The following is an 11,573-nucleotide window of genomic DNA, read 5'->3' on the forward strand; positions in this document are numbered from 1 at the left end:
CACAACCCCCGCACCCCCCCCCCCCACCCCGGCGCCCCCCTCACCTCCGGCTGAACCCCGGCCCCCACCCCGGGCTGCCGGGCCCACCCCCGGGTCCGGCAGCCCGGTGACGACGGCGGTCAGCCGGGTGCCGCGCGGGAAGGCGCCGGCGGCCGTCAGGCCGGCCAGCGCGGCGAGCAGCTTGGCGACGTAGCGGCGCTCCAGCGGGATGCCGTGACGGCCCTCGAACCGCTCGGCGAAGGCGGCCAGTTCGGCCGGGACCCTGCCGTAGCCGCCGCCGTGGTGCGCGTGGTCGATCCGCCAGTTGTCGAACTCTCGCCCGTAGGCGGCCCGGTGCAGCCGGGCGACCTCCGACTCCAGGTAGCCCTCGCCGCCGCGCAGCACGGCCACGCCCAGCGCCCGGGCGCCGGTCGGCAGGCCGGCCGCGATGCCGGCCAGGGTCCCGCCGGTGCCGACCGGGCAGCAGACCACGTCCCGCTCGCCGAGACCGGGCAGTTCGGTGGCGATCGCGGCCGCGCCGACGGCGGCCAGCGCGTTGGAGCCGCCCTCCGGGAGCACCAGGCAGCGGCCCCAGCGGCCTTCCGGTCCCGCCGCGGCCACCTCACCCGCACCGGCCCCGCCCGCACCGGCCTCGCTCGTAGCGGCCTCGCTCGTAGCGGCCCGGCCGGTGGCCTCCCGGTACTCGGACCTGGTCAGGAACTCCAGCCGCATCCCGGCGGCCTCGGCGGCCCGCAGCGACCAGTTGCGCGGCCGGCCGGACAGCTCCTCGCCGCGGACCAGCCCGACGCTCTCCAGTCCGAGCGCCCCGGCGGCGGCCGCCACGGCCCGCAGGTGGGTCGAGTACGCGCCGCCGAAGGTCAGCAGCCGGGTGTGGCCCTGGGCGACGGCGGCGGCCAGGTTGGGCGCCAGCTTGCGCCACTTGTTGCCGGGGACGGTGGGGTGCAGCAGGTCGTCCCGCTTCAGCCGCAGCTCCACCCCGGCCCGCGCGAAGACCCCGTCGGTGCAGTCCACCAGCGGGGTCGGCAGCAGGGCGGGTTCGAGCACCCGGCCAGCTTACGGGGCGCGCGGGGCCCGGGGCGGTCCGTCAGCCCAGGGCCGCGGCCTCCGCCGAGTGGCCCGCCGTCCGCCAGGCCAGGGCCGTGCCGAGCGCGCGCGGGACCGGGCCGGCCGCCGGGGCCAGCTTCGCGATCCGGCCGCGGTGCTCCCGGCGCTCCCTGGCGCTCAGGGCCGAGCGGAGCCGCCCCGCCGCGACGAGCGCGGTCAGCGCCGCGTCGGCCGGGTCGACCCGGCTGAGCGGCCCCTTCAGCGCCCCGGTGACGGAGGCCGCCAGCGCGTCGCGGACCCGGGGGTCGTCCAGGGTGACCATGGTCACCGGGAAGAGGCCGGCCACCCGGTGCGGCCGGAGGGTGATCCGGCCGGAGTCCGCCAGGCCGTCCCGGACCCGGCGGATCGGCTGGTCGCGACCGGTGGCCCTGGCGCGGCCGACCCACGAGCTCCAGCTGTGCGGCCGGGACTCCCTGACCTGGACCAGCAGCCGGGCGCTGTACGGGTCGAGGCCGGCCTCGGCGTCCGCGCGGCGGGCCCGGGCGACGGCCTTTCGGCCGTCCTCGGACAGCAGGCCCCGGCGCAGCAGTTCGGTCAGCGCCGCGGCCTGCAGCAGCAGGTTGAGCGAGGAGTGCTGGGTGGTGCGCCCGCGCCGCGGGTCGTGGGCGAGCAGGTAGAGCTTCTCGGGGAGGGTGGCGGGCAGGTCCATGTCGGTCTCCGGAAGGTCGGTGGGTGCCCGGCCGTGGCGGTCAGTCCCGGTCCGGGCTTCCGCTCTCCGGACCTTCCTCGGACGGACCCTGTTCGGACGGGCTCCCCGGGGACGGGTTCTTGGGCGGGCGTCCGCGCCGGGGAAGCCGGGCCGCGCCGCCGGGCATCCGGCCCGCGTCGGTGAGCGCGCGGCGGAGCAGGAACTCGATCTGCGCGTTGGTGCTGCGCAGGTCGTCCGCGGCCCATCGGGCGAGTGCGTCGTGAACTGAAGGGTCCAGTCGCAGCAGGAGCTTCTTCCGTTCCGTCGCCAAGACCTCGCCTTACTGGTAGAGGGAGCCCGTGTTCACGACGGGCTGGGTGCCGCGTTCGCCGCAGAGCACCACCAGGAGGTTGCTCACCATGGCGGCCTTGCGCTCCTCGTCCAGGTCCACGACGTCGCGTTCGGCGAGGCGGTCCAGCGCTTCCTCGACCATGCCGACGGCTCCTTCGACGATCAGCCTGCGCGCCGCGACCACGGCCCCGGCCTGCTGGCGCTGGAGCATCACCTGGGCGACCTCCGGAGCGTACGCGAGTCGGGTGATCCGCGACTCGACGACCCGCACCCCGGCCGAGGCGACCCGGGCGGAGATCTCGGCGGAGAGCTTGCGGGCGATCTCGTCCGCGCCGTCGCGCAGCGACAGCTGGCCCTCGTGGTGGGCGTCGTACGGGTAGCTGGTGGCGATGTGCCGCACGGCCGTCTCGGTCTGGATGGCGACGAAGTCGGCGTAGTCGTCCACCTCGAAGACCGCCATCGCGGTGTCCTCGACCTGCCAGACCACCACGGCGGCCATCTCGATCGGGTTGCCGTCCGCGTCGTTGACCTTGCTGGTCTCGGTCTCGTGGTTGCGGATCCGGGTGGATATCCGCTGACGGCTGGTGAACGGGTTCAGCCAGGTCAGGCCCTCGGCGCGGATGGTGCCCCGGTAGCGGCCGAGCAGCTGCACCACCCGGGCCTGGCCGGGCGAGACCACCGTCAGGCCGCACATCAGCACCACCGAGCCGACCACCAGCAGCGGCCCGGCGACCACCAGGGCGAGGCCCACCGCGCCGCCGTGGCCGGCCAGCCGGGCGACGCCGACGACGAACGAGCCGATCCCGGCGAGCAGGCCGAGCAGCGTGCCTCCGAGCACCGGTAGACCGGCCGCCCCGGTGATCACCCGTTCGGTGATCCTGGGGGTCGGGAGGTCGAGAACAGGGCCGTCCTCGACGGCGATACGCGACGTGGTCATGGGAGCGACTCCTTCTGCGAGCATCCGCATCCGATGTCAAAGTGATATCACTTTTTCTCCGCCCGCCGCCACCACTCCGCCACACGACCCCCGATACGACCGGGACGTCGCCGATGCGGCAGACTTGTCAACCCGACCGAATGTTCATACCTGCAGCCTGACGTCTGCCTACTCAGCACCACGTGTGGGGGAATCTCATCCATGACAGCGCCAGCCGAGTCCGTCGACATACCGGACAGAACGAGCCCGGGCACGGGGACTGACCGGCAGCGCCCACGGACCCGGCTCCAGCGGCCCGACGCCGGACAGCTCCGGCTCATCGCGGCCCTCCTGGCCCTCCCGCCGCTGTTCCACCTGGTCTCGGCCGACCTGCTGACCTTCGGCCTGGTCTGGTACGCCGCCGCGACCCTGATCCGCTCCCGGGCCACCGCCTTCGACCGGCTGATGATCTCCGGCAGCGTCCTGATCGGCTGGACCTGCGCACTCGCCCTGCTCGCCAGCTACTGGCCGTGGGGCCTGCACCCGGTGGCGCTCGCCGAGGCCACCGCCGTGCCGCTGATCGCCGTCCTGCTCGTCCGGGGCCCCCGGCCCGCCGGGCGGGCCCGGCGGCCGTGGGCGGCGCGGCTGCGCGACCTGGTCCCCGTCCGGGACCTCGCCCTGCTGCTCCCGGCGGCCGCGGCCGTCGCGTTCACGCTGTACCCGGTCGTCCGCCGGAACGCCACCGAGCGACTGGCCCTGATCATCTCGTTCGAGGACCTCGGCCGGCACGCGGCGGTGTACGACACCATCATGCGGCTGGGCGGTCTGACCGCCCTGCACAAGAGCGAGGCCGCCGCCACCGTCACGAGCGGCCTCGACACCTACCCGCCGGGCAGCCACCTGACGCTGGCCGTGATCACCAGCTTCCTGCACGGCGGCACCAGCCAGGGCCCCGCGCTCACCCAGATGTCGCTCTTCGTCCTGCTGTTCGCCGCGACCGCGGCCGGCATGGCGGTCGCCGTCCTGTGGGCCGTGCAGCGGGCCGCCGGCCCGGCGCTGCGCGGCTGGCGCGGCCTGGCCGTCGCGCTACCCACCGCCGTCTACCTGGTCGTCGCCGAGGTGCCGCAGCTGCAGAACCGGGGCTTCCTGAGCTCGATGTTCGCGCTCGGGCTGCTCGCCGTGCTGCTCGCCCTGGCGATCAGGCCGCTCCCCCGCTTCCGCGAGCAGGTCGTGGTGCTCGGCGCCCTGACCGTCGCCATCTCCTTCGGCCACTACCTGCTGCTGCCGGCCGTCGGGGCGATCCTGCTCGCCTGGGCCGTCATGCACCGGCGGGAGTGCTTCCGGCACTGGCCGACCCTGCTGGCCACCGCCGCGGTGGCCGGCGCCCTCGCGCTGTTCCCGCCGTACACCAACGCCCAGTCGGCCGGCTCGGCGGACGTCCTGACCCTCCCCGGCAGCATCAGCCCGGTCGGCCGGCACCTGCTCTTCCCCCTCGTGGCGGCCGCGTTCCTGGCCCTGCTGACCCGCGGCGCGCGCGCCAACCGCCCGCGCCGGGTCGCGCTGGTCTCGCTCGCCGCGGTGTCGCTGCTCTGCTACGGCGTGATGGAGTACCAGCTCCGCACGGCGGGCACCACCTCGTACTTCTACGAGAAGATGATCCAGCAGCTGATGGTCGTCGGGGTGGTCTGCTTCGCCGCCGCCCTGCTGCCCGCCTTCGGCCGCCGGGTGCTCGCCGGACCGGGCACCGCGCCGGCCCCCGGCACCCGCCCGACCGCCTGGTCCCGGGTCCGCTCCGTCGTGCCCGCGGTCGCCGTCGCGCTCTGCCTGTCCTTCGCCGTCCTCAGCAACGCCCAGCCGGACTACGGCCAGGCCGGCTGGCAGGGCAGCCCCGGCCGGGCCCAGCTGCGCGGCACCGGCGCGAGCTTCGCCGTGGCCCAGCGGGTCGCCGCCCTCGCCACCGACCAGCAGCGGCACGACGGCCGGCTGCCGGTCTCCCTCGTCGGCTCCCGCGTCTGGAACGACCCCGCCCCGGACTACGCCAGCATCGAGGACAACCTCTGGCTGAACGTGCTCGACCGCAACCAGGGCAGCACCTCGCACCTGTGGGCGTGGGCGATCGGTCGCCGCAGCGCCCAGGAGATCGCCGACCTCGCCGCCTCCGAGCGGAAGCCGCTGCGGTTCTACCTCGACGAGGGCTCGCCGCTGCTCCCGGACCTGAAGGCGATGGCGGCCGCGGGCAAGCTCCCGGACCTGGCCGTCTCCGTGGTGGGCCGCCAGGACGGCGAGGTGACCATCACGCCGGTCAAGCTCCGCTGAGCCGCTCCCGACACGACTGTGGGGCCGTCACCGACGAACGGTGACGGCCCCACAGTCCTGTCCGGGCTCCCCGGCGCGGAATGTCCTCGGGCCGGGTGAAACGCGGCGTGGCAGAGTCCGGCGGGCGGGATCCTGCTCTACAGTTCCACTCGTCGAAACCCGGTTCGGGCCGGTCGGGAACCTTCCCGGAGACGGCCGACAGCCGCCGGGGGCAGGAAGAAGAAGTGGGGCGGGTGGGACTCGAACCCACGACCAAGGGATTATGAGTCCCCTGCTCTAACCGGCTGAGCTACCGCCCCGGTTCGCCGCGCGCGCCGGTCGGCGGCACACGTCAGCAGCAGACGGCCCCAGCGAGGCCGTCCCGGGCAGCATAGCCGGTCGATCACCCGTGGTGCGCGCCGGGGGCGCGGCAGGGTGCGTGAGGCCGTGCGGGGGCGCGCGTCTCCCGGGCGGCGCAGCCCGGGTGGCGTCGGAGCGCCCGGCCAGGGCAGCCTGGGCGGATGACGACTCGTGGGACGGGGGCGGCGGCCACGGCGCTCGCGCTGGCACTGGCCACGGCGGGCTGCACCACCGCGGCGGGGCCCGGCGGGGGCGCCCCGACGGTCAGCTCGGCACCGCCCGCCACCGCCGCCCCGGCGGACAGCCACGGCTGGAGCCGACAGCGCTTCAGGGGCGCGGCCGGGCGGCACGACGGCGTCACCCGCACCGCCAAGCCCACCGTGCTCAACGGCCTGGTCGGGGCGGTGTTCACCCGCAACGCCGACGGCGACCACTTCTGCACCGCCAGCGTGGTCGACAGCGCCGGGCTGAACCTCATCGTCACGGCCGCCCACTGCGTCTGGGACCCGAAGCTCGGCCGCCGCGGCGACCTCGTCTTCGTCCCGGGCTACCGCGACGGCGACACCCCCAGCGGCGTCTGGCCGCTGCTGGCCGTCAGCGTGGACGACGGCTGGAACGACCACGCCGACCCGGACATGGACGTCGCCTTCGCGATCGTCCAGGCCCGGAACGGGCAGCAGGTCCAGCAGGTGCTCGGCGCCAACCGACTGGGCGTCAACCGGGGCTACCGGCTCCCGGTGAAGGTCACCGGCTACCCGAGCAGCAGCGGCCTCCCGATCACCTGCACCAACACCACCACCCGGCAGAGCCCCACCCAGCTGCGGATCGACTGCCCCGACTACACCGGCGGCACCAGCGGCAGCCCCTGGGTCACCGACTTCGACCCGGCCACCAGGACCGGCACCGTGGTCGGCGTGATCGGCGGCTACCAGGAGGGCGGCGCCGACCCGGACACCTCGTACAGCAGCTACTTCGGCGACCGCGTCCAGGCCCTGTACGACCGCGCCACGGGCTGACCGGGCACCGGCCGGGCACCCGGCGGTGGCGCCGCCGGGCACGGCCTGGTAGATCTTCCTCACGACCGGCGGAACGCACACCCCCGTGCCCGCCCCGAGGAACGAGACGGAGCCCCGATGGCCCCCCGCCCGGCACGGCCCGCGCGCACGGCACCAACGGTGGCGCTGGCCGCCCTGCTGCTGGCCACCGGCACCGCGTGCGGCGGGCAGGACGGGACGCCCACGGCCGAGGTCGCACGGCAGAGTCCCGCCCGAGACCGGGTCGGCACCCTCTCCATCCACACCGCGCAGGGCCCGCGGGCCTGCACCGCGAGCGTGGTGCGCAGTCCGCGACGCAATCTGCTGGTCACCGCGGCGCACTGCGTGCAGACCCGCCGGATCGGCCTGCTGGACGGCCTGGTGTTCACCCCCGGCTACCGCAACGGCTCCACCCCGTACGGGACGTGGCCGGTGCGGGCGATCACCGTCGATCCGCGCTGGGCGGCCGGCGACGACCCCGAGTACGATGTGGCGTTCGTCACGGTCGGCCCGGTCGACGGCCGGCAGGTCGAGGACGCGGTCGGCGGCAACACGATCGACACCGGCCGGGGCTTCGGGCTGTCCGTCTCGGTCACCGGCTACCCGAACGAGAGCGACGAGCCGATCACCTGCGCGGTCCGGACCAGCTCGCAGAGCCCCACTCAGGAACGCTTCGACTGCGGCGGCTACACGGACGGCACCAGCGGCAGTCCCTGGGTCGACTCCGACGGCGCGGTGGTCGGCGTGATCGGCGGCTACCAGGAGGGCGGGAGCACCCCCGGCACCTCCTACAGCATCGCCTTCGACCAGCGGGTCGCCGACCTCTACCGGAAGGCGACCACCTGAGCCGGGTCCGGTGTCGCGCACGTCACGCCGCACCGCACCGGCCCACCGGCGCCGGGCCGAGCCCGGGCAACACGAAGGCCCCCCGGTCGACCGAGGGGCCTTCGCTCTGAGCAGTCACCGGGCGGACCCGGTGCAGCTCCCGCAATTGGACTCGAACCAATAACCTGCCGATTAACAGTCGGCTGCTCTGCCAATTGAGCTATGCGGGATCGCGGTACTCGACTTCCGTACCACGGACGGGAACAGGACCCCGGAGGGACCTTCTCCCGAGCTCCCCCAATTGGACTCGAACCAATAACCTGCCGATTAACAGTCGGCTGCTCTGCCAATTGAGCTATGGGGGATCGGCTTCCGCTTCGGCCCCCGGTTCCCCGGGCTCCTCGGCGCTCGCTGCGGGACATACATTAGCGCACTCGGGGGGGTGTTCCGCCAATCGCTTTCGCAGGTTGCCGGCGGACCGCCGCCCGGCGTGCCCCGCGCGCGCCCGGCGACGGCGCCGGGGATGCTGGGGCGCGGACGGTTCGCCGTCCCGACGGACGGGTAGGGCAATGCGGCAGAAGCCGCCAGGAGAGGGTGGATCCGATCATGTGGAAGCTGTCGTTGGCCGCCGGTTTCGCGGCCGGCTACGTCCTGGGCTCGCGGGCCGGGCGCCAGCGCTACGAGCAGATCGCCGAGGTCACCCGGCAGATCGCCCGCCACCCCACGGTGCGGGGCGCGACCGACCGGGCCCGGCAGCAGGCCGGGGCGGTGGCCGGGAAGGCGGCCGGCGCGGTCGCGGACCGGGTCGGCGACCGGCTGCCGAACGCCGTCACCGACCGGGTGCCGTACTTCAACCGCGCCCGGCCGCAGGACGACGGCTGGGGCACCTTCCGCCGGTGAGCCGGGCCCCGGGTGCGTACCGCGTGTCACGTGACGCGCGGCACGCATCCGGGGCGGCCTGCCGCCGTCCGTGACGGGGCGGTGGCGCCGGGCCGGGGGGAACCCCGACCCGGCGTCACGAAGGCGCACCGGCTCCCCGGTCCCGGACGCGTCCGGGACCGGGCTGAGGCATGATCTCGACATGGCCATCGTCGCGGGGATAGACAGTTCGACCAGCCGCACCCGGATCGTCGCGTGCGATGCCGACACCGGTGCCGTCCTGCGCTCCGGCAAGGCGCCCCACCCCGTCCCCGAGGACCAGGACCTGCGCCCCGGCGAGGCCGACCCCCAGGTCTGGCTGCACTCCCTCGGCGACGCCGCCACCGGCGGCCTGCTGGAGGGCGTCCGGGCGATCGGGGTCAGCGCCCAGCAGCACGGGATGATCGGCCTGGACGCGGGCGGGGTCCTGGTGCGCCCGGCGATCCTGTGGAACGACCCGCGCTCCAGCGGCGCCGCCGCCAAGCTGCTCGACGCCCTCGGCGGCCCGGCCGCCTGGACCGCCGCGATCGGCTCGGTGCCCGCCCCCACGTACACCATCGCCAAGCTGCGCTGGCTGGCCGAGTTCGAGCCGGCCAACGCCCGCCGGGTCGCCGAGGTGCTGCTGCCGCACGACTGGCTGGTCTGGCAGCTGCTCGGCCACCCCAGGCGCCGCACCACCGACCGGGGCGACGCCTCCGGCACCGGCTACTGGTCGCCGATCACCGGCGAGTACCGGCAGGACCTGGTCGAGCTGGCGCTCGGCCACGAGCTCCGGCTGCCCGACGTGCTGCCCCCGGCCGAGCCCGCCGGACACACCCCCGAGGGCCTGCTGATCTCGGCCGGCACCGGGGACAACATGGCCGCCGCACTGGGCCTGGGCCTCGGCCCGGGCGACGCGGTGGTCTCGCTCGGCAGCGCCGGGACGATCTTCGCCGTGCACGGGGAGGCCGTGGTGGACGCCTCCGGCCTGGTCTCCTCGTTCGCCGACGCCAGCGGCCGCCACCTGCCGATGGTCGCCACCCTCAACGCCGCCCAGGTGCTGCGCTCCACCGCCGCGATGCTCGGCCTGGACCTGGAGGGCCTGAGCGACCTCGCCCTGCACTCCACCCCCGGCGCCTACGGCCTGGTGCTGCTGCCGTACCTGGACGGCGAGCGCACCCCCGCGCTGCCGCACGCGGCCGGCACCCTGACCGGGCTGCGGGCCGAGGCGATGACCCCTCAGCACCTGGCCCGGGCCGCCGTCGAGGGCATGCTGTGCAACATCGCCGACGCCCTCGACGTGCTGCGCGCCCAGGGCGTCGAGGTGAAGCGGGTGTTCCTGCTCGGCGCGGCCGGCCGACTGCCCGTCGTACGGCACGTCGCCCCGATGCTGTTCGGCGTCCCGGTCGTGGTGCCCCCGCCGGGCGCGCACGCCGCCCGCGGGGCCGCCCGGCAGGCCGCCTGGGCGCTGGCGGGCACCCCGGAGCCGCCGGAGTGGGAGCTGCCGGACGCCGAGACCGTCGAGCCCGACGGGGAGCAGGACCTGGCGATCGGCTCGGCGGTCCGCCAGCAGTACCGGGCCGCCCGCGACCAGATCCACCCGGAGACGGCCGGCTGACGGGCCCGGCGGCGGCGGGCGGCTCACGGCCCGGCGGCGGTGGCGGGCCGGTGAAGATGCGTCACCCGGCACCCGGTGGCAGCGTGGGACGGGACACGGCCACCGACGCGAAGGGCGGCAGGACGCCATGGCGCTGCACAAGGGGGCCGGCGGCGACCGCCGGCTGAGCACCGGCGCGTACCCGACCATCGGCGACCCGCTGGGCGCGATGAAACTCGCCCCGCCGCTGCACCGGCTCGGCGAGGTCCCGGTCGCGGCCGACACCGCGTACCAGCTGATCCACGACGAGCTGATGCTGGACGGCAACGCACGGCTCAACCTCGCGACCTTCGTCACCACCTCGATGGAGGCCCAGGCCACCCGGCTGATGACCGAGTGCCTCGACAAGAACATGATCGACAAGGACGAGTACCCGCAGACCGCCGAGCTCGAGCGGCGCTGCGTGGCGATCCTCGCCGACCTCTGGCACGCCCCCGACCCGGACGCCGCGGTCGGCTGCTCCACCACCGGCTCCAGCGAGGCCTGCATGCTGGCCGGCATGGCGCTCAAGCGCCGCTGGACGCGGGCCAACGCCGAACGCTACGCCGCCGGGGCCCGGCCCAACCTGGTGATGGGCGTCAACGTGCAGGTGTGCTGGGAGAAGTTCTGCAACTTCTGGGAGGTCGAGGCCCGCACCGCGCCGATGGAGGGCGACCGCCTCCACCTGGACGCCGACCGGGCGGTCGCGCTGTGCGACGAGAACACCATCGGTGTGGTCGGGGTGCTCGGCTCCACCTTCGACGGCTCGTACGAGCCGATCGAGGAGATCTGCGCGGCCCTGGACGCCTTCCGGGAGCGCACCGGCATCGACGTGCCGGTGCACGTGGACGGCGCCTCCGGCGGCATGGTGGCGCCCTTCCTGGACCCGGAGCTGGTCTGGGACTTCCGGCTGCCCCGGGTGGCCTCCATCAACACCTCCGGCCACAAGTACGGCCTGGTCTACCCCGGCGTGGGCTGGGCGCTGTGGCGCGACAAGGAGGCGCTACCGGAGGAACTGGTCTTCCGGGTCAACTACCTGGGCGGTGAGATGCCGACCTTCGCGCTCAACTTCTCCCGGCCCGGCGCGGAGGTGGTGGCCCAGTACTTCGTCTTCCTGCGGCTCGGCCGGGAGGGGTTCCGGGCCGTCCAGGGCGCCTGCCGCGAGGTCGCCGGCTACCTGGCCGAGCAGATCGGGAAGCTGGACGGCTTCCGGCTGCTGACCCGGGGCGACCAGCTCCCGGTGTTCGCCTTCACCACCGAGGAGGGCCTGCCGTACGACGTGTTCGACGTCTCCCGGCGGCTGCGCGAGCGCGGCTGGCAGGTCCCGGCGTACACCTTCCCGGCGAACCGGGAGGACCTGTCGGTGCTCCGGGTGGTCTGCCGCAACGGCTTCTCCCGGGACCTCGCCGACCTGCTGCTGGCCGACCTCGGCCGACTGCTGCCGGAGCTGCGGCGCCAGCCCGTCCCGCTCAAGGAACTCGGGGTGCCGGCCCGGCCGGGCTTCCACCACTGAACCCGCCGCATGCC

The 11,573-nt window shown here is 74.8% G+C and carries 10 protein-coding genes and 3 tRNA genes; 6 read left to right on the forward strand and 7 right to left on the reverse strand.

Translation table 11 applies throughout. The features are described 5' to 3' along the window. The 4 genes from ACFRAR_RS35890 to ACFRAR_RS35905 all read right to left on the reverse strand — a co-directional run. Positions 1–1,044 (reverse strand): 1-aminocyclopropane-1-carboxylate deaminase/D-cysteine desulfhydrase (locus ACFRAR_RS35890; RefSeq protein ID WP_380704115.1); only part of this gene is annotated, 1,044 nt, incomplete at its 3' end. Positions 1,045–1,084: 40 nt separating this feature from the next. Then, on the reverse strand, positions 1,085–1,753 hold the full coding sequence (locus ACFRAR_RS35895; protein ID WP_380704117.1) for a GPP34 family phosphoprotein: 669 nt from the start codon (positions 1,751–1,753) through the stop codon (positions 1,085–1,087). A 40-nt stretch (positions 1,754–1,793) separates the two neighbouring features. Next, positions 1,794–2,063, reverse strand: coding sequence for a hypothetical protein (locus ACFRAR_RS35900; protein ID WP_380704119.1), 270 nt, complete (start codon positions 2,061–2,063; stop codon positions 1,794–1,796). Between the two features lie 9 nt (positions 2,064–2,072). Next, positions 2,073–3,020 (reverse strand): SPFH domain-containing protein, encoded by a 948-nt coding sequence (locus tag ACFRAR_RS35905; RefSeq protein ID WP_380704121.1) that lies wholly within the window; start codon positions 3,018–3,020, stop codon positions 2,073–2,075. 201 nt (positions 3,021–3,221) lie between these two features. Between ACFRAR_RS35905 and ACFRAR_RS35910 the strand changes: the two genes are divergently transcribed. Continuing rightward, on the forward strand, positions 3,222–5,315 hold the full coding sequence (locus ACFRAR_RS35910; RefSeq protein WP_380704123.1) for a hypothetical protein: 2,094 nt from the start codon (positions 3,222–3,224) through the stop codon (positions 5,313–5,315). A 225-nt stretch (positions 5,316–5,540) separates the two neighbouring features. Here ACFRAR_RS35910 and ACFRAR_RS35915 read toward each other — a convergent pair. Continuing rightward, positions 5,541–5,614: transfer RNA gene (locus ACFRAR_RS35915), tRNA-Ile, on the reverse strand. Between the two features lie 201 nt (positions 5,615–5,815). Between ACFRAR_RS35915 and ACFRAR_RS35920 the strand changes: the two genes are divergently transcribed. After that, on the forward strand, positions 5,816–6,670 hold the full coding sequence (locus ACFRAR_RS35920) for a trypsin-like serine peptidase (protein WP_380704125.1): 855 nt from the start codon (positions 5,816–5,818) through the stop codon (positions 6,668–6,670). Between the two features lie 117 nt (positions 6,671–6,787). Then, a complete protein-coding gene (locus ACFRAR_RS35925; protein ID WP_380704127.1) occupies positions 6,788–7,534 on the forward strand; it encodes a trypsin-like serine peptidase in 747 nt (248 codons plus the stop codon). A 136-nt stretch (positions 7,535–7,670) separates the two neighbouring features. Here the strand turns inward: ACFRAR_RS35925 and ACFRAR_RS35930 are convergent. After that, positions 7,671–7,743 (reverse strand) — tRNA-Asn (locus ACFRAR_RS35930). Positions 7,744–7,805: 62 nt separating this feature from the next. Beyond that, positions 7,806–7,878 (reverse strand) — tRNA-Asn (locus ACFRAR_RS35935). A 229-nt stretch (positions 7,879–8,107) separates the two neighbouring features. On the opposite strand from ACFRAR_RS35935, the gene ACFRAR_RS35940 reads away from it, so the two are divergent. The 3 genes from ACFRAR_RS35940 (at position 8,108) to ACFRAR_RS35950 (ending at position 11,559) form a co-directional block, all read left to right on the forward strand. Next, on the forward strand, positions 8,108–8,413 hold the full coding sequence (locus ACFRAR_RS35940; RefSeq protein WP_380704129.1) for a hypothetical protein: 306 nt from the start codon (positions 8,108–8,110) through the stop codon (positions 8,411–8,413). Positions 8,414–8,594: 181 nt separating this feature from the next. Continuing rightward, positions 8,595–10,028: an FGGY family carbohydrate kinase gene (locus ACFRAR_RS35945; protein ID WP_380704131.1), complete on the forward strand. Its 1,434-nt coding sequence runs from the start codon at positions 8,595–8,597 to the stop codon at positions 10,026–10,028. Positions 10,029–10,155: 127 nt separating this feature from the next. After that, positions 10,156–11,559 (forward strand): glutamate decarboxylase, encoded by a 1,404-nt coding sequence (locus ACFRAR_RS35950; RefSeq protein WP_380704133.1) that lies wholly within the window; start codon positions 10,156–10,158, stop codon positions 11,557–11,559. The last annotated feature ends 14 nt before the right edge of the window (positions 11,560–11,573 follow it).

It is taken from the genome of Kitasatospora sp. NPDC056651 (genome assembly GCF_042792155.1).
GTDB lineage: Bacteria > Actinomycetota > Actinomycetes > Streptomycetales > Streptomycetaceae > Kitasatospora.